At 66.9% G+C, this 17569-nt stretch carries 18 protein-coding genes; 8 read left to right on the top strand and 10 right to left on the bottom strand.

Features of this window, described 5'->3' with window-relative positions; genetic code table 11:
• Positions 1-114: 114 nt before the first annotated feature.
• The 3 genes from relA (at position 115) to BMZ19_RS16810 (ending at position 3826) form a co-directional block, all read left to right on the top strand.
• Positions 115-2361, top strand: coding sequence for a GTP diphosphokinase (relA, locus tag BMZ19_RS16800; RefSeq protein ID WP_090312737.1), 2247 nt, complete (start codon positions 115-117; stop codon positions 2359-2361).
• A gap of 1 nt (position 2362) precedes the next feature.
• Positions 2363-3202 carry a nucleoside triphosphate pyrophosphohydrolase gene (mazG, locus tag BMZ19_RS16805; RefSeq protein WP_280142176.1) on the top strand — a complete coding sequence of 280 codons (840 nt, stop codon included), beginning with the start codon at positions 2363-2365 and terminating at the stop codon, positions 3200-3202.
• Positions 3203-3283: 81 nt separating this feature from the next.
• Positions 3284-3826, top strand: a complete 543-nt coding sequence (locus tag BMZ19_RS16810) for a DUF2058 domain-containing protein (protein ID WP_090312738.1) — start codon at positions 3284-3286, stop codon at positions 3824-3826.
• A gap of 63 nt (positions 3827-3889) precedes the next feature.
• Here the strand turns inward: BMZ19_RS16810 and BMZ19_RS16815 are convergent, their stop codons facing one another.
• Genes BMZ19_RS16815 through purM form a run of 3 tightly spaced genes read right to left on the bottom strand, consistent with a single transcriptional unit; the run spans position 3890 to position 6362 of the window.
• On the bottom strand, positions 3890-4600 hold the full coding sequence (locus BMZ19_RS16815; protein WP_090312739.1) for a DUF3108 domain-containing protein: 711 nt from the start codon (positions 4598-4600) through the stop codon (positions 3890-3892).
• A gap of 41 nt (positions 4601-4641) precedes the next feature.
• On the bottom strand, positions 4642-5304 hold the full coding sequence (purN, locus tag BMZ19_RS16820) for a phosphoribosylglycinamide formyltransferase (protein ID WP_090312740.1): 663 nt from the start codon (positions 5302-5304) through the stop codon (positions 4642-4644).
• Positions 5304-6362: a phosphoribosylformylglycinamidine cyclo-ligase gene (purM, locus tag BMZ19_RS16825; protein WP_090312741.1), complete on the bottom strand. Its 1059-nt coding sequence runs from the start codon at positions 6360-6362 to the stop codon at positions 5304-5306. The genes purN and purM overlap by 1 nt, the downstream gene beginning before the upstream one ends.
• A 165-nt stretch (positions 6363-6527) precedes the next feature.
• On the opposite strand from purM, the gene BMZ19_RS16830 reads away from it, so the two are divergent.
• From BMZ19_RS16830 to hda, 3 genes are read left to right on the top strand one after another with little or no spacing between them, the layout of a single operon-like run.
• The gene (locus tag BMZ19_RS16830) at positions 6528-7562 is read left to right on the top strand and encodes a DUF2066 domain-containing protein (protein ID WP_090312742.1); all 1035 of its coding nucleotides are present in this window, start codon (positions 6528-6530) and stop codon (positions 7560-7562) included.
• 48 nt (positions 7563-7610) lie between these two features.
• A complete protein-coding gene (locus BMZ19_RS16835) occupies positions 7611-8705 on the top strand; it encodes an AI-2E family transporter (protein WP_170847796.1) in 1095 nt (364 codons plus the stop codon).
• Entirely contained in the window at positions 8702-9406 is a 705-nt protein-coding gene (hda, locus tag BMZ19_RS16840; protein WP_090312743.1) for a DnaA regulatory inactivator Hda, read from the top strand. The genes BMZ19_RS16835 and hda overlap by 4 nt, the downstream gene beginning before the upstream one ends.
• 122 nt (positions 9407-9528) lie before the next feature.
• Here hda and BMZ19_RS16845 read toward each other — a convergent pair whose 3' ends face one another.
• Genes BMZ19_RS16845 through arsC form a run of 3 tightly spaced genes read right to left on the bottom strand, consistent with a single transcriptional unit; the run spans position 9529 to position 10884 of the window.
• On the bottom strand, positions 9529-9936 hold the full coding sequence (locus BMZ19_RS16845) for a DUF2069 domain-containing protein (RefSeq protein ID WP_090312744.1): 408 nt from the start codon (positions 9934-9936) through the stop codon (positions 9529-9531).
• A gap of 1 nt (position 9937) precedes the next feature.
• The gene (gene wrbA / locus BMZ19_RS16850; RefSeq protein WP_090312745.1) at positions 9938-10534 is read right to left on the bottom strand and encodes an NAD(P)H:quinone oxidoreductase; all 597 of its coding nucleotides are present in this window, start codon (positions 10532-10534) and stop codon (positions 9938-9940) included.
• Entirely contained in the window at positions 10531-10884 is a 354-nt protein-coding gene (gene arsC, locus BMZ19_RS16855; protein WP_090312746.1) for an arsenate reductase (glutaredoxin), read from the bottom strand. Before arsC ends, wrbA begins: the two co-directional genes overlap by 4 nt.
• Positions 10885-10981: 97 nt before the next feature.
• Between arsC and BMZ19_RS16860 the strand changes: the two genes are divergently transcribed.
• Complete coding sequence (locus BMZ19_RS16860) at positions 10982-12220, top strand: YihY family inner membrane protein (RefSeq protein ID WP_090312747.1); 1239 nt, start codon at positions 10982-10984, stop codon at positions 12218-12220.
• A gap of 13 nt (positions 12221-12233) precedes the next feature.
• Here BMZ19_RS16860 and BMZ19_RS16865 read toward each other — a convergent pair whose 3' ends face one another.
• Complete coding sequence (locus BMZ19_RS16865; protein WP_090312748.1) at positions 12234-12623, bottom strand: hypothetical protein; 390 nt, start codon at positions 12621-12623, stop codon at positions 12234-12236.
• Between the two features lie 150 nt (positions 12624-12773).
• Here BMZ19_RS16865 and BMZ19_RS16870 point away from each other — a divergent pair, with 150 nt between their 5' ends.
• Complete coding sequence (locus BMZ19_RS16870; protein WP_090312749.1) at positions 12774-13247, top strand: TlpA disulfide reductase family protein; 474 nt, start codon at positions 12774-12776, stop codon at positions 13245-13247.
• Here BMZ19_RS16870 and BMZ19_RS16875 read toward each other — a convergent pair.
• The 3 genes from BMZ19_RS16875 to BMZ19_RS16885 all read right to left on the bottom strand — a co-directional run bounded on the left by BMZ19_RS16875 (position 13244) and on the right by BMZ19_RS16885 (position 17410).
• Complete coding sequence (locus tag BMZ19_RS16875) at positions 13244-14197, bottom strand: hypothetical protein (RefSeq protein ID WP_090312750.1); 954 nt, start codon at positions 14195-14197, stop codon at positions 13244-13246. The genes BMZ19_RS16870 and BMZ19_RS16875 overlap by 4 nt on opposite strands.
• An 8-nt stretch (positions 14198-14205) precedes the next feature.
• Positions 14206-15921 carry a proline--tRNA ligase gene (locus BMZ19_RS16880; RefSeq protein WP_090312751.1) on the bottom strand — a complete coding sequence of 572 codons (1716 nt, stop codon included), beginning with the start codon at positions 15919-15921 and terminating at the stop codon, positions 14206-14208.
• Positions 15922-16078: 157 nt separating this feature from the next.
• Positions 16079-17410: an OprD family porin gene (locus tag BMZ19_RS16885; protein ID WP_090312752.1), complete on the bottom strand. Its 1332-nt coding sequence runs from the start codon at positions 17408-17410 to the stop codon at positions 16079-16081.
• Positions 17411-17569: the final 159 nt, after the last annotated feature.

Consider the following 17569-nt stretch of genomic DNA (forward strand, 5'->3'; position numbering starts at 1 on the left):
CTCCACGACCTGCCAATGGACCGGCCCACAGAAGGTCGGCGCAATCAGGGCCTGCAGGTGGCCCTGGACCCAGCGTGACGTGTGTCGCGCGGTGGCAGGAAAGGTAAAAAGACGATGGTACAGGTAAGAGCGCAACAGCCGGTCAATACCGACGGCAGCATCAACCTCGAGGCCTGGCTGGATCACGTCCTCGGCGTCGATCCGGCCCTGGATCGCGACAGTTTGCGCAAGGCCTGCGAGTTCGCCCGCGAGGCCGAGCAGCAGGCGATCGCCGTCCAGCACATCTGGGCCGAAGGCACGTCCAGTTTCCGCACCGGCCTGGAGATCGCGGAGATTCTCGCCGATCTGCGCCTCGACCAGGAGTCGCTGGTCGCCGCGGTGCTCTACCGTGCGGTGCGCGAGGGCAAGGCCAAGCTGGAGGCGGTGGAGAAGCACTTCGGCGCGCCGGTGGCCAAGCTGATCGAAGGCGTGCTGCGCATGGCGGCGATCAGCGCCAGCCTCAACCCGCGCCAGTCGCTGGTCCTCGGCACCCAGGCGCAGGTCGAGAACCTGCGCAAGATGCTGGTGGCGATGATCGACGACGTGCGCGTGGCGCTGATCAAGCTGGCCGAGCGCACCTGCGCGATCCGCGCGGTGAAGAACACCGACGACGACAAGCGCTACCGGGTGGCCCGCGAGGTGTTCGACATCTACGCGCCGCTGGCCCATCGTCTCGGCATCGGCCACATCAAGTGGGAACTCGAGGACCTGTCGTTCCGCTACCTGCAGCCCGATCAGTACAAGCAGATCGCCAAGCTGCTGCACGAGCGGCGCCTCGACCGCGAGCAGTACATCAACAAGGTGATGCAGCAGCTGCGCGAGGAGCTGACCGCCACCGGGGTCGAGGCCGACATCAGCGGCCGGGCCAAACACATCTACTCGATCTGGCGCAAGATGCAGCGCAAGGGTCTGGAGTTCAGCCAGATCTACGACGTGCGCGCGGTGCGCGTGCTGGTGCCGGAGGTGCGCGACTGCTACACCGCCCTCGGTATCGTGCACACCCTGTGGCGGCACATTCCCAAGGAGTTCGACGACTACATCGCCAATCCCAAGGAAAACGGCTACCGCTCGCTGCACACCGCGGTGCTCGGCCCCGAGGGCAAGGTGCTGGAGGTGCAGATCCGCACCCACGCCATGCACGAGGAGGCCGAGCTGGGCGTGTGCGCGCACTGGCTGTACAAGGGCACCGACGTCAAGTCCGGCTCCAGCCACTATGAAGAGAAGATCGCCTGGCTGCGCCAGGTGCTCGAGTGGCACGAGGAACTCGGCGACATCGGCGGCCTGGCCGAGCAGCTGCGCGTCGACATCGAGCCCGACCGGGTCTACGTGTTCACCCCCGACGGCCATGCCATCGACCTGCCCACCGGCGCCACGCCGCTGGACTTCGCCTACCGCGTGCACACCGAGATCGGTCACAACTGCCGCGGCGCCAAGGTCAACGGGCGCATCGTGCCGCTCAGCTACAGCCTGCAGACCGGCGAGCAGGTGGAAATCATCACCGGCAAGCACGGCTCGCCGAGCCGCGACTGGCTCAACCCCAACCTCGGCTACGTGACCACCTCGCGGGCGCGGGCGAAGATCGTCCACTGGTTCAAGCTGCAGGCGCGCGACCAGAACGTGATTGCCGGCAAGAACTACCTCGAGCGCGAGCTGAACCGCCTGGCGCTGCAGGGCGTCGACTTCGAGCGTCTGGCCGAGAAATGCAACCTGAAGGCCGCCGAGGACCTGTTCGCCGCCCTCGGTGCCGGTGACCTGCGCCTGGCCCAGGTGGTCAATGCCGCCCAGCAGCTGGTCGAGCCCGAGCGCGACTTCGACCAGCTCGAACTGCTGCCGCGCCGCGCCGCCAGCGGGCGCAGCGGCGGGCGCGACGAGATCCAGATCCTCGGCGTCGGCAACCTGCTCACCCAGATGGCCGGCTGCTGCCAGCCGGTGCCGGGCGAGCCGATCGTCGGCTACATCACCCAGGGCCGCGGAGTGAGCATCCATCGCCAGGACTGCCCGATGGCCCTGCAGCAGACCGAGCGCGAGCCCGAGCGGATGATCCAGGTCAGCTGGGGCCAGGCACCGGCGAAGACCTACCCGGTGGATATCCAGATCCGCGCCTACGACCGCTCCGGTCTGCTGCGCGACGTGTCGCAGATGCTGCTCAACGAGAAGATCAACGTGCTGGCGGTCAACACCCAGTCGGACAAGAACGACAACACCGCCAACATGCATCTGACCATCGAGATCCCCGGCATGGAGGCGCTCGGCCGCCTGCTGGCGCGCATCTCGCAGTTGCCCAACATCATCGAAGCGCGGCGCAGCCGCTCGGGAGTCTGAGGTGGCGACGTACCAACTGGACGACCTGCTGCACCTGATGGCTCGCCTGCGCGACCCGCAGCACGGCTGCCCGTGGGACCTCCAGCAGGACTATGCGAGCATCGTCCCGCATACCCTCGAGGAGGCCTACGAGGTGGCCGACGCCATCGAGCGCGGCGACTTCGCCCACCTGCCGGGCGAGCTCGGCGACCTGCTGTTCCAGGTGGTTTACTACAGCCAGCTGGGCCGCGAGGAGGGCCGCTTCGACTTCGCCGCGGTGGTCGACGGCATCACCGCCAAGCTGATCCGTCGCCATCCCCACGTATTTCCCGACGGCGACCTGTATGGCGCGGCGGATCTGCCCAAGCTCGATGAGGCAGCGATCAAGCGGCGCTGGGAGGAGATCAAGGCCGAGGAGCGCGCCGCCAAGGCGCCGGCGCCGCAGCAGCTGTCGCTGCTCGACGACATTCCCCACGCCCTGCCGGCGTTGTCGCGGGCGGCCAAGCTGCAGAAGCGCGCGGCCCAGGTCGGTTTCGATTGGCCGGCGCCGCTACCGGTGCTGGACAAGCTGCAGGAGGAGCTCGACGAGGTTCTCGAGGCCATGGCCGAGGGCGACCAGGAGCACATCGCCGAGGAAGTCGGCGACCTGCTGTTCGTCGCGGTGAACCTGGCCCGCCATCTCAAGGTCGAGCCGGAGGCGGCGCTGCGCGCGGCGAATCAGAAGTTCGAGCGCCGTTTCCAGTTCATCGAACAGGCCTTGCGCGCAGACAGCCGACGCATGGAAGATTGCACCCTCGAACAGCTGGACGCCCTGTGGGGCGAGGCCAAGCGTGAGGAGCGGGAAGGGCCCGCCTGCGGTTAGTCGTTCCTCATTCAGATCATTCCCGGCATGGCGCCAGGCCGGCGCCATGCCTCGTCAGATTCCTCGGGTACAAGGTACGTCATGAGTCTTTCCCTACGCGACCAGCTGCTCAAAGCCGGCCTGGTCAACGAGAAGCAGGCCAAGCAGGTCGGCAAGCAGAAGCAGAAACAGCAGCGCCTGGAGCACAAGGGCCAGCTGGAAAAGGACAATTCGCAGCGCGAGGCCGCGCTCAAGGCGCAGGCGGAAAAACTGGCGCGCGACCAGGAACTCAACCGCCAGCAGCAGGAAAAGGCCCAGAAGAAGGCGATGGCCGCGCAGGTCAAGCAGCTGATCGAGAGCAGCCGCCTGCCGCGTCTGGCTACCGAGGACTACTACAACTTCGTCGACGAGAAGAAGGTCAAGCGCATCGCGGTCAACCCGATGCTGCGCGACAAGCTCAGCCGCGGCACCTTGGCCATCGTGCGCCTGGAAGGCAAGTACGAGCTGATCCCGCGCGAGGCGGCGCTGAAGGTGCAGGAGCGTGAACCACAGCGCATCATCCTGCTCAACATCGCCAGCGAAGTGCCGGACGACGAGGATGATCCGTACAAGGACTATGTGGTTCCCGACGATCTCATGTGGTGATCCAGGCTTCGGCAGAATGTAAAACGCCCGGCGAATGCCGGGCGTTTTCAGGTGCGGGCAGGCTTACTTGCCCTGCACGGCGCGGCCGTCGACCGCGCCCTGCTTGAGCATGATGCGGTATTCCTTGCCGTCCTTTTCCACCTGGTGCAGGCGCACCAGCAGATGGCCCCAGTCCTTGGCGAACCACAGCACGGTCTGGCGGTTGGACTTGGTGGGGTCGCGCACGCGCTCGACCTTGATCGCGTCGATCTGGCCGGCTTCGGTCGGCACCGTCTCTTCGCCGAGCACCCGGAAGTCGTAGGTTTCGATCTCGTCGCCGTCGAGTACCTGGTAGCTCATGCTCTGCTTACCGGCGGCGACATCTTCCTGCAGCGCCAGCTGGTAGGTCGACTTGTCGAGCAGGCCGCTCTTCAGCACCAGCTTGACCGGGTGGTCGCGGTCGTGGCCGGTGATCAGCTTGTTCTGCCAGTCGAAGTCGTGGGCGATGCTCTTGCTCTTGCCCAGGCCGCTGCGCTCGAAGCGGTAGCTCAGCGGCACGAAGCGCTGGCCGACATGATTGAAGCGACTTTCCTCGCTGATGCCGGCCACCAGCATCGACGCCTTGAACAGCAGCTTCCAGCTGCCGTCGGCGGCCTGCTCCAGCTGCCGTTCGGCGCTGCCGCTGACCGGCACCTGCTGCCAGTCGGCGGTGTACTGGGCGGTGAAGGGTTCCAGAGCCAGGGCGCTGGCGGGCAGGCCGAACAGGGCGAGGGCAAGCGTTAATGCACGACGCATGGCAAATCTCCTTGGGTTGCGGACGCTTGCCCGACGACGCCTCAGTGGCTCAGTGGCAAGTCGCGAATCTGCTGACCACTGGCCGGCAGGGGGGTTCCGTCCAGTTCCACACCGCGGCTGGTCAGGCGCAGGCGCCCTTCAGCAAACCAGCGTACCGCCAGCGGATAGATGCGATGCTCGCCGATCTGCACGCGGCTGGCCAGCGTCTCGGCGCTGTCGCCGGGTTGCACGGGCACCACGGCCTGTACGACCAGCGGTCCGCCGTCGAGTTCCTCGGTGACGAAGTGCACGCTGCAGCCATGCTCGGCATCCCCCGCCTCCAGCGCGCGCTGGTGGGTGTGCATGCCCTTGTACTTGGGCAGCAGCGACGGATGGATGTTGAACAGGCGGCCGGCATAGTGCTGCACGAAGCCCGGGGTGAGGATGCGCATGAAGCCGGCCAGCACCACCAGGTCTGGCTGGTGGGCGTCGATGGCTTCGATCAGTGCGGCGTCGAAGGCCTCGCGGCCCGCGAACGTCTTGTGATCCAGCACGGCGGTGGCGATCCCGGCATTTTGCGCGCGGGTCAGCCCGTAGGCATCGGCGCGGTTGGAGATCACCGCGCAGATGCGTGCCGGGTTGTCTTCGCCCAAGCTGTCGATCAGCGCCTGCAGGTTGCTGCCGGAGCCGGAGATCAGCACCACCACATTGCAGGGCTGGACCATCAGTGGGCCTTCAGGTTGTTCAGCACGACGCGCTCGGCACCTTCGGCGCCGCTGGCGATGCTGCCGATCACCCACGGCTGCTCGCCGCTGGCGCGCAGGTTGGCGAGCACGGCTTCGGCCTGATCAAAGGCCACGCAGATGACCATGCCGACGCCGCAGTTGAGCACGCGGTGCATCTCGTGCTCGTCGACGTTGCCCTGCTGCTGCAGCCAGTCGAACACCGCCGGGCGGTTCCAGCTGGCCACGTCGATGATCGCCTGGGCGCCTTCGGGCAGCACGCGCGGGATGTTGTCGAGCAGGCCGCCGCCGGTGATGTGGGCCATGGCCTTGACCGCACCGGTGTCCTTGATCAGCTTGAGCAGCGGCTTGACGTAGATGCGCGTCGGCGCCATCAGCAGCTCGGTCAGCGGCTTGCCGTCGAGCTGGATCTGCTCGATGTCGGCGCCGGCGACTTCGATGATCTTGCGGATCAGCGAGTAGCCGTTGGAGTGCGGGCCGGAGGAGGGCAGGGCGATCAGCGCATCGCCGGCGGCGACCTTCGAGCCGTCGATGATCTCGCTCTTTTCCACCACGCCGACGCAGAAACCGGCCAGGTCGTAGTCCTCGCCTTCGTACATGCCGGGCATCTCGGCGGTCTCGCCGCCGACCAGCGAGCAGCCGGCCAGCTCGCAGCCGGCGCCGATGCCGGTGACCACGGTGGCGGCCACGTCGACGTTGAGCTTGCCGGTGGCGTAGTAGTCGAGGAAGAACAGCGGCTCGGCGCCGCACACCACCAGGTCGTTGACGCACATGGCGACCAGATCCTGGCCGATGCTGTCGTGCTTGTTCAGGTTCAGCGCCAGGCGCAGCTTGGTGCCGACGCCGTCGGTGCCGGAGACCAGTACCGGCTGCTTGTAGCCGGCCGGGATTTCGCAGAGGGCGCCGAAGCCGCCCAGGCCGCCCATCACTTCAGGGCGCGCGGTGCGCTTGGCCACGCCCTTGATGCGTTCGACCAGTGCTTCACCAGCATCGATGTCAACACCGGCGTCCTTGTAGCTCAGGGAGGGTTGCTTGCTCATAAATCCGGGCCTTTGAAGGAAGTGCGTGAAAGCGGGCGATTTTAGCATTCTTGCAAGATAGCGGCCATCACGGGCGGTTGCCGCCGTCCGGACTGCTGTTTAAGGTATAGGCTTTGTTTATTGCGCGCATTGGCCGCGCGCCTGTCCCCCTGCCGAGATGCCTGCATGCGCCTGATCGCCCGATGGTTTGCCTTCTGCCTGTTGTTCACCACCCTGTCGGTCACGGCAGCCCAGGTCGAGGGGCTCTTTGAGGTGCGCGAGCCGGTGGCTTCGCAGGATCCGGGCGAGCGGGCCGCGGCCATGGGGCGCGCCCTGCAGACCCTGGTGGTGCGCCTGACCGGCAAGCGCGAGGCGGCGCAGGACCCGCGCCTGCAGCCGCTGCTGGCCGATCCGCAGCAGCTGGTGCAGCAGTACGTCTACGAGGCCGGCACGCCGGTCACCCTGTCGGTGGTGTTCGATCCGGTGCTCACCCAGCGCGCCCTGCGCGAGGCCGGGCTGACCCTGCAGAGTGCCGAGCGCGCCAGCGTGCTGGCCTGGTGGCTGAACGAGAGCGATGCCGGCAGCAGCCTGGTGGCCGAGGACCAGGAAGGCGCGGCCGACCTGCGTGCGGCGGCGCAGAACCGCGGGGTGCCGCTGAGCCTGCCGCTGGGCGACCTCAACGAGCAACTGCTGGCCAATGCCGAGACCCTGCGCGGCAGCGATGCCCAGGCGCTGCAGGACGCTTCCGAACGCTACGCGGCGGATGCCCTGCTGGCCGTGGTGGCGAAGGGCGCCGGCGACGGCTGGCAGGCCGACTGGCAGCTCTGGGTCGCGGACGAGCGGGTGTCGGGTTCGAGCAGTGCCGCCAGTCAGGCCGCGCTGGCCGATGCCGTGTTGCTGGATGTCGGCGAGCGCCTGGCGACGCAGTTCGCCAAGGCCGGCGCCGCGCAGAGTCTGACCCTGGAGGTGCAGGGCAACGATCTGGCGCGCTATGCCAGCCTGCAGCGCCTGCTGGAGCCCTTTGCTCCGCGCCTGCAGGCGGTGGTCGGCAGCAAGCTGGTCTATCAGGTCAACGCCAGCCCCGATCAGCTGCGTTCCCAGCTGCAGCTCGGCCGCCTGCACGAGGTGCCGGCCGAGGCCGTCGATGCCCAGGCCACGCCACAGGCTCAGCCGCTGCAGGTGCCGGCGGCAACCGCCAACCGGATGCGCTTCTCCTGGTAAGCCCGCGGCCACCTGGTGGCTCTTTCATGGATGGAATGGAGTGCGCGCATGTTGAGCAATTCCCGCAGCTGGCTGTGGCTGGCGGCCGTGGTCCTGTTTGGCTGGCTGGTTCACCAGCTGCAGCCAGTCCTGATGCCGTTCCTGGTCGGCGTATTGCTCGCCTATCTGGGCGATCCGCTGGTTGACCGCCTGGAGGCGCGTGGACTGACGCGCACCTGGGGGGTGGTGGCGGTGTTCAGCCTGTTCAGCCTGATCCTGTTGATCCTGCTGCTGGTGCTGGTGCCGCTGCTCGGCAGGCAGCTGCTGCGCCTGTACGAACTGGTGCCGCAGATGCTCGACTGGCTGCAAGTGGCGGCGCTGCCCTGGATCCAGCAACAGCTTGGCCTGCGCGCCGACTTCTGGCAGCTGGATCGGTTCAAGGCGCTGTTCACCGAGCATCTCGGCCAGGCGGGCGACATCGCCGGCATGCTGCTGGCGCAGGTCACGTCCTCGGGCCTGGCGCTGCTGGCCTGGATCGGCAATCTGCTGCTGATTCCGGTGGTGAGCTTCTACCTGCTGCGCGACTGGGACCTGATGCTGGCGCGCTTGCGCAGCCTGCTGCCGCGCAAGCGCGAGGGCCTGGTGGTGGCGCTGAGCAGCGAGTGCCATGAGGTGCTGGGGGCCTTCCTGCGTGGCCAGTTGCTGGTGATGCTGGCGCTGGCGCTGGTGTATGCGGCGGGACTGATGCTGGTCGGCCTCGAGCTGGGCCTGCTGATCGGCGTGCTGGCCGGACTGGCCAGCATCGTGCCGTACATGGGTTTCGTGGTGGGGATCGTTGCGGCGCTGGTGGCGGTGCTGTTCCAGTTCGGCCTCGACTGGGTTCCGCTGTTCGGCGTGCTGGTGGTGTTCACCGTCGGCCAGTTGCTCGAGGGCATGTGGCTGACGCCGCTGCTGGTCGGCGATCGCATCGGCCTGCATCCGGTGGCGGTGATCTTCGCCATCCTCGCCGGCGGCCAGCTGTTCGGCTTCACCGGCGTGCTGCTGGCCCTGCCGGTGGCGGCGGTGATCATGGTGCTGCTGCGCCATGTGCATGACTTCTATAAACTGTCGGCACTATACGGAGAGTCAGGCCGCGACTCTCAGGAGTCGTCAGAGTCCCCATGAAACCCATCCAGCTGCCTCTGGGGGTGCGTCTGCGTGATGACGCCACCTTCGCCAATTTCTACCCCGGGGCCAACGCGGCCGCGCTGGGTTACGTCGAGCGCATGTGCGAGACGGATGCCGGCTGGGCGGAGAACCTGATCTACCTGTGGGGCGCCGAGGGTGTCGGGCGCAGTCACCTGCTGCAGGCCGCCTGCCTGCGCATGGAGCAGTTCGGCGGGCGCGCGGTGTATCTGCCGCTGGATGCGGTGGCCATGTACGGCCCGCAGCTGCTGGACAACCTCGAGCAGTGCGATCTGGTGTGTATCGACGAGATCGACCTGATCGCCGGCCACCCGACCTGGGAAGAGGCGCTGTTCCACCTGTTCAACCGCCTGCGCGATGCCGGCCGGCGCCTGCTGCTGTCGGCCTCGGCGCCGCCGCGCGAGCTGGCGATCAAGCTGCCCGACCTCAAGTCGCGGCTGACCCTGGCGCTGGTATTCCAGCTCCACGGTCTGTCCGACGAGGAAAAGCTGCGCGCCCTGCAGTTGCGCGCCTCGCGGCGGGGCCTGCATCTGACCGACGAGGTCGGTCGCTTCATCCTCACTCGCGGCTCGCGCAGCATGAACTCGCTGTTCGACCTGCTCGACCAGCTCGACCACGCCTCGCTGCAGGCACAGCGCAAGCTGACCATTCCCTTCCTGAAAGAAACTCTTGGCTGGTGATTCGGGCGTAGAGCGGGGTGGGCTGCAAGCCGTAACTCGACTACCAGCCGCCATACCAGCAAAGTGATGCCTACAGCATCCTTGGCGGGTTACGCCGCATAGCGGCTAACCCGCCCTACGCATCATTCCCCAGCCAGCTTGCGGTCGTACTGGAAGCGCCAGCGGGTGTAGAGCAGGGCGCTGCAGAACAGGGCCAGGCTCACGCCGGCTTCCAGCCAGCCAAACAGCTCGCGGCCCGGCTGGAAGGCGGTGACCACTCCCTGGATGAAGTACAGGTTGAGCACATAGCAGGCCCAGGCATGCACGCGGGCGTTGCCGAGCAGCATGCCCGGGGCGAGGATCGCCAGCGGCACCAGGTGCACGCCGAGGATCACCCAGGGGCGCGCGCCGTGCAGGTCGACCAGCAACAGGTACCAGACGCCGAGCAGGCCGATCAGGGCCACGAAGAGCGCCAGGCTCAGCCAGCGAGAGAGGCGCAGGCGCGGTTCCAGCCAGTCCAGCGTCGGCAGCGGTTTGTTCTTCCTGGCCATGTCAGCTCCCCAGTTTCTGCGCGGTGTGCGCCAGACGTTGACCCAGCGCGCGGCACAGAATGGTTTCGTGCTCGTCGAGGGCCCGCTTGCCATCGGCGCCGGAGTGGTGGCTGGCGCCGTAGGGGGTGCCGCCGCCACGGGTTTCCAGCAGGGCCGTTTCACTGTAGGGCAGGCCGCAGACCAGCATGCCATGGTGCAGCAGCGGCAGCAGCATGGACAGCTGGGTGCTTTCCTGGCCGCCGTGCAGGCTGGCGGTGGAGGTGAACACGCCCGCCGGCTTGCCCACCAGTTCGCCGGTCAGCCACAGGTTGCTGGTGCTGTCGAGAAAGTGCTTTAGCGGCGCCGCCATGTTGCCGAAACGGGTCGGACTGCCCATCACCAGGCCGGCGCAGTGCTTGAGATCGTCGAGCGTGGCGTAGATCGCGCCTTCCTCGGGGACCTCCGGCGCCACCGCGGCGCATTCGGACGACACCGCCGGCACGCAGCGCAGACGTGCCTCCAGGCCGCCCTGTTCGACGCCGCGGGCGATCTGTCGGGCCATCTCGGCGGTGGCGCCGTGGCGGCTGTAGTAGAGCACCAGGATGTAGGGTGTGCTCACGGAAGCAGCTCCAGGATGCGCTCGGAGGGGCGGCCGATGATGGCTTTGTCGCCGACCACCAGGATCGGCCGCTCGATCAGTCGCGGGTGTTCGAGCATGGCGGCGATCAGCGTTTCGTCGTCCAGAGTCGGGTCGGCCAGGTTGAGGGTCTGATAGACCTCCTCGCCGCTGCGCAGCAGCTGGCGCGCGCTGTAGCCGAGCTTGCCGAGCAACTCGCGCAGCTCGGCGGCGCTGGGCGGGGTTTCCAGGTAGTGCACCACCCGGGGCTGCAGGCCGCGGGCCTCGAGCAGCTCCAGGGCGCCACGGGATTTCGAGCAGCGCAGGTTGTGATACAGGGTCAGGTCGGTCATGTCGGTTGGCCCGTGGGTGGAGGAGGGCGCTATTCTAACCGCGTCGGCGCATGCCCCTGAACTTTCCGGGGTGCCGTTTGGATACCAAGGAGTGGCAATGTTCGAACACCTGCAGGTGGCGCGGCGCTTCGTCGTCCATCTGGTCCGCCGTTTCTTCGCCGATCGCGGGCCGCAGAGTGCGGCGGCACTGACCTACACCACGCTGTTCGCGGTGGTGCCGCTGATGACCGTGACCTTCGTCATGCTCGCCGCGGTGCCGGCCTTTCGCGATCTTGGCGAGCCGATCCAGGCGTTCATCTTCCGCAACTTCGTGCCTTCGGCGGGCGAGCAGGTGCAGGAATATCTGCGCGTGTTCAGCATGCAGGCGCGCGAGCTGACCTGGATCGGTGTCGCCGTGCTGGTGGCGACCGCGCTGCTGACCCTGTACACCATCGAGGATGCCTTCAACCATATATGGCGGGTGCGTCGGGCGCGGCGCGGGCTGTCGAGCTTCCTGCTGTATTGGGCAATCCTCAGTCTCGGCCCGTTGCTGCTCGGCCTCGGTTTCGCCGCCGGCACCTACGTCACCTCGCTGCAGCTGATCTCCGGTCCCCGTGCGCTGCCGGGGGCGGGAACCCTGGTGGGCCTGATGCCGCTGCTCACCGGCATCGCCGCCTTCACCCTGCTGTATGCGGCGGTGCCCAACACCCGGGTACCGCTGCGTCATGCGCTGCTCGGCGGCTGCTTCAGCGCCCTGGCGTTCGAGGCGGCCAAGGCGCTGTTCGCCCTGTACGTCGGTCTGTTCCCCGGCTACCAGCTGATCTACGGCGCCTTCGCCGCCGTACCGCTGTTCCTGTTGTGGATCTATCTGGCCTGGCTGATCGTGCTGTTTGGCGCCGAACTGGTCTGCCATCTCGGTGCGTCGGGCTACTGGCGCAGCGTGGCGCGGCCGCCGCTGGTGAATCTGCTTGGGGTGCTGGCGCAGTTGTTCGCCTACCAGCAGAGCGGTCGCGCCCTGTCGCGTGTGGCCCTGGCGCGCGCTGGCTGGGCGCTGGACGAGGATGAGTGGGCGCCGCTGATCGAGTTTCTCGAGCGCGAGCGTCTGGTGACGGCCACCCGTGGCGGTGACTGGGTGCTCTGTCGCGATCTGTCGCAGATCTCGCTGCAGCGGCTGCTCGAGCGCAGCCCGTGGCCGTTGCCGGCGCTGACCAGCCTGCCGGAGTCGCTGCCCGACAAATTGCGCGCGCCCTGGTATCCGCGCCTGCTCCATGCCTTGCAGGCGCTGGAGCAGGCGCGTGCCCAGCAGCTCGGCGCCAGTCTGGCGGATTGGCTGGGCGGGGAGACGCCGGAAGGCTGAATGTCGCGCGGGTTCAGGCGATGTTCAGTTGTCGGGACGGGGCGGGTTCGATGGGTTGCACGAAGATGTCCTCGACCTTGATGCTGTGCGGTACCACCGCGCAGCGCAGGCGCAGCTCGACGCCTTCGAGCGCCTTCTGTAGTGGCAGGCGGGCGACCCCGGAGAGCAGGATGCGCTGCTGCGGATCGATGCGGCCGTGGTCGATCGGGACTTCACGAGACTGGTCACCGTCGAGATAGCTGACGATCAGCGATACCGGCAGGTTGCTGAGACCGGGCAGATGCAGCCAGGCGGCGACTTCCAGCTCGACGACGCGGTTGCCCCGGTTGCCGCTGTGCTTGCGGGCCGCGTCCAGTTGAGGTGTGCTCAAGGCATGGAGCAGCTGGTCGTGGTTGGAAAGCATGCGGACCTCTGATGGCAGTTGAGTTGGCGTCAGAATTATAAAAAGCCCTGCGGGGTGGAGACTGTGGTTCAGCACGATGCTGCAGGTGACCGGGTACGCAATTTGCGCGCGGACCCTGCGCGAGAGACGAGCGAATGGGAGCGGGTAGCTATGGGGATGTCATGGTCGCGGGTGCTGCTGTCGGGTGTCAGCTTGCTGCTGGCCGGTTGCGGCGAGGCCGACTGGGGCGTCGATCAGCACGGGCGCCAGGTTGCGGCGGCCGAGCTGGAGGGGCGTTGGCTGGTGATCAACTACTGGGCGGAGTGGTGTGGTCCCTGCCGCAAGGAAATTCCCGAGCTGAACGGCCTGGCCGAGGAGCTGCAGGCGCAGCAGGTGCGGGTGCTGGGGGTGAATTTCGATGCCCTGCAGGGCGAGGAACTGCGCACGGCGGCCGAGCAACTGGGCATCCGCTTCACCGTATTGGCCAGTGACCCTGCGCCGCGGCTGGGGTTGACGCCGAGCCAGGTGTTGCCGGTGACCTGGCTGATCGATCCGCAGGGCCGGGTGCTGGAGCAGCTACCCGGCGAGCAGACGGGGGCGGGGCTGAAGGCCCGCTTGGCGGAGCTGCGCCGCCCGGCGGATTAACCGTCGCTGCCAGGGGCCGCAGCGGCTCGCCCGGCATCCTTGAGCAGTGCCTGGACCAGCTCCTGCTGCAGTTCCGGGTCGTTGCGGGTGAGTTCGAGCAGGCTCTGCTCCAACTCGCTGGCTTCCTCTTCCAGGCCCAGTTCGGACAGGCGCTTGACCCGATGGACCCAGCGCGCCACGTCACTGTCTTCGAGGTCTTCGTAGATCAGCGTGTGGGCTTCCTGCAGGCGCCCGCGCAGCGACCGGCTGACCAGCAGGGTGAGGTCGGCGCGGGTCTGGTCCTGAGGATCTTCCACGCTCAGTTGCAGCTTGCCGATGGGCCCCAGATCCTGCTCGGCGAACGGACTGTCCAGCAGGTTCAAGCGCAGCACGCCGTGGCGGTTGGTGGTCAGTTCGTGGGTCTGCTCGCCGGCCGTGACCAGCACCGGGCGTTCGGCCCAGGGCAGGCTGGAGTATTCCAGGCGGGTTTCGCCCTGCTGTTCGTCCACGGCCGCCAGGTTCTGCTGTGCGCGACCATTGGATTCGGCGTTCATGAACGGGTTGAGGCCGGCGAAGCCGTAGCCGATCCAGCCGCGGGTGGCGCTTTCTGGCAGACGGCCGAGCAGCGGCACGTTGAGCACGTTGGCGCCGATGCCGGCGACCACCGCCAGTGCGCCCAGCGGGATCTCGTAGAGTTCGCGCCAGGGCTGGTAGGGGGTGTAGCGCTGGTAGCGGCGGGTCACCTCGAACGGGGTGACCTCGAAGGTCTTCTGCTCCTGGACGCGCACACGGCGTTGCGGCAGCTCGAGCTGCAGCGAAGTACCGGCGTCGATCTGCAGGCTGTGGTCGAGCAGCTTGCGCTCGACCCGCTCCTCGAGTTCGCTGCGCTGGGGCAGCTGGTTGGCACAACCGGTGAGGAACACGGCGCCGCACAAGGCGGCGCCGGCAAGGCGATGACAGCGTCTGGGCATGATCTCTTTTAACGGTTGAGGCGGGCAGCGAGGAAGGCCTGGATCTCGGCGAGCGGAACGCTCTGCGCCTCGCTGTCGCGACGGCCCTTGTATTCCAGAACCGACTCGGCGAGGCCGCGTTCGCTGACCACGATGCGGTGCGGGATGCCGATCAGTTCCATGTCGGCAAATTTGACGCCCGGACTGGTCTTCTTGTCACGGTCGTCGAACAGCACTTCGTAGCCGGCGGCGGTCAGTTCGGCGTACAGGCAGTCGGCCGCTTCCTTGACGGCGGCGTTCTCGTACTTCATCGGCACGATGGCGATCTGGAACGGCGCCAGCGCCTCGGGCCAGAGGATGCCGCGTTCGTCCCAGTTCTGCTCGATGGCGGCAGCCACCACGCGGGAGACGCCGATGCCATAGCAGCCCATGGTCAGGGTCACCGGCTTGCCGATCTCGTTGAGCACGGTCAGCTTGAGCGCCTCGCTGTACTTGGTGCCGAGCTGGAAGATGTGGCCGACCTCGATGCCGCGCTTGATCTCCAGGGTGCCCTGGCCATCCGGGCTGGGGTCGCCGGCGACCACGTTGCGCAGGTCGGCCACGGTCGGCAGCGGCAGGTCGCGCTCCCAGTTGAGGCCGAAGTAGTGCTTGCCGTCGACGTTGGCGCCGGCCGCGAAGTCGTTGATCAGGGCGACCGAGCGATCGATCACGCAGGGGATGCTGAGATTCAGCGGGCCGAGCGAGCCGGGACCGGCACCGATGGCGGCGCGGATCTCGGCCTCGGAGGCGAACACCAGCGGGCTGGCGACCTGGGCCAGGTTGGCGGCCTTGATCTCGTTCAGCTCGTGGTCGCCACGGACGATAAGGGCGACCAGCTGGCCCTCTTCGGCGCCGTGCACCACCAGGGTCTTCACGGTGTTGACGATGGCCACGCCGAACTGGGCGACCAGCTCGTCGATGGTCTTGGCATCCGGGGTGTCGACCAGGCGCAGCTCCTCGCTGGCGGCGCCGCGGGCGGTCTCGCGTGGGACGGCCTCGGCCTTCTCGATGTTGGCGGCGTAGTCGGAGCTGTCGCTGAAGGCGATGTCGTCTTCGCCGGACTCGGCCAGCACGTGGAACTCGTGGGAGCCGGTGCCGCCGATGGAGCCGGTGTCGGCCTGCACCGGACGGAAGTTCAGGCCCAGGCGGGTGAACACGTTGCAGTAGGCCTGGTGCATGCGGTCGTAGGTTTCCTGCAGCGACTCCTGGTTGAGGTGGAAGGAGTAGGCGTCCTTCATCAGGAATTCGCGGCCGCGCATCAGGCCGAAGCGCGGACGGATCTCGTCGCGGAATTTGGTCTGGATCTGGAAGAAGTTGATCGGCAGCTGCTTGTAGCTGTTCAGCTCGTTGCGTGCCAGGTCGGTGATGACCTCTTCATGGGTCGGGCCGACGCAGAACTCGCGATCGTGGCGGTCCTTGATGCGCAGCAGCTCGGGGCCGTACTGCTCCCAGCGCCCGGACTCCTGCCACAGCTCGGCCGGCTGGATCGCCGGCATCAGCACCTCGAGGGCACCGGCGGCGTTCATTTCCTCGCGCACGATGTTCTCCACCTTGCGCAGTACGCGCAGGCCCATCGGCAGCCAGGTGTACAGACCGGAGGCGAGCTTGCGGATCATCCCGGCGCGCAGCAGCAGCTGGTGGCTGATGACCACGGCGTCGGAGGGGGTTTCTTTCAGGGTCGAGATCAGATACTGGCTGGTGCGCATGGGCTGGAGAATCCGGTTTCGCTGAGCGGAAAAATGCCCGCATTGTACGGCGCGGGTCTGGTGGCGTACAGGGCAGGGGGATGGGCTGTACTGGGGTGGAAAAGCGGAAGCCCGGCGCGGGGCCGGGCTTCCGTTGCAGCGAGTGAACTGCTGGGCGTTACAGGATGCTCAGCGGGTACTCGGTGATCACGCGGATTTCGTCGAGATCGTTGCCCAGGGCTGCATTGCCTGCGTCGTTGGCGCGCCAGGTAGAGTGACGCACGCGGATCGACAGGTCCTTGGCGGCGCCTTCCTGGAACACGTACTTGGCTTCCAGGTTGCGCTCCCACTCTTCGCCACCTTCACCGAAGTAGGTGTAGGCGCCGGTCGGGTCGGCATCGGTGCCGTCGATGTCCTCGCCGGTGATGTAGCGGGCCATGAAGCTCAGGCCCGGTACGCCGTAGGCGGCCATGTCCAGGTCGTAGCGCAGCTGCCAGGACTTCTCGTTCGGGGCGTTGAAGTCGGAGTACTGCACCGAGTTGGCCAGGAAGATCGAGTCGCCGGCGTTGCGGCCGTCCATGGAGATGTAGTCGAACGGGGTGTCGCCGTCGACCTGCTGGTGAGCCAGGGTGAGCTTGTGCGCGCCCAGGGTGTAGGCGGCGGACAGCGACCAGGTGGTGTTGTCGATCTTGCCGGCCTTCTCGTCACCGGTCTCGCTGGTGTCGTAGACGTTGGCGTCGAAGGTCAGCGCCTGGCTGCCGCTCAGCGGGATGCTGTAGTTCAGGTTGGCGTAGTACTGGTCCCACACGTCTTCCAGCTGGGCACCATAGAGGGTGGCGCTGAAGTTGTCGCTGAAGGCGTAGGTACCGCCCAGGTAGTCGGCGCTGTTGGCGCTGAAGCCAAGGCCGTCGTAGGCAGTGGTGATCTCGCCGTCGCTGTTGGTTTCGCGGCTGCCGTCGCGGATGGCGGTGAAGTGGCCGGCGTCGAGGCTCAGGCCGTCGATCTCGCTGCTCAGCAGCTGGAAACCGGTGGCGGTGCCCGGGAACAGGCGGGCGGTGCCGGTGGCGAACACCGGGGAGGCCGGGATCAGGTTGCCGTATTTCAGCTCGGTGTTGGAGATGCGCGCCTTCACGGCGCCGCCAGCGTAGGAGTAATCGTCCTGGGCGCGGCCGTCTTCGCTGGAAGTGGGCAGCAGGCCGGTGCCGCTGGTACCGCCACCGCTGTCCAGCTTAATGCCCACCGCGCCATGCGCGTCGACACCGAAGCCGACGGTGCCCTGGGTGTAGCCGGACTCGAAGGTGGCCAGAACGCCGTGGGCCCACTCTTCGCGGTAGCTCTGGCCGCCAGTGTTGTTACGGAAGTCGCGGTTGAAGTAGTAGTTCTTGTTCAGCAGAACCAGACTGCCGTCCTCGACGAAGCCTTTCGACTCGGACTGCGCGCTGGCCATGGCCAGCTGGGAGGTGCTCGCGGCGATGGCGAACGCGATGGCGCTCAGTTTCATCATTTGCATATCAGGAATAGCCCCTTGGTATTTTTTTTGAAGTGTTTGTGGCTCTGCGAGCACAGTCTGGCAGAGCACTACTTTCTTATTGTCGGCGACAACTTATATCACGCTCCTTAAGTAGCACGGAAGTACGGGCAGACCACGCTGGTCGGTCGCCTTGGGAGT

Source organism: Pseudomonas linyingensis (genome assembly GCF_900109175.1).
GTDB lineage: Bacteria > Pseudomonadota > Gammaproteobacteria > Pseudomonadales > Pseudomonadaceae > Geopseudomonas > Geopseudomonas linyingensis.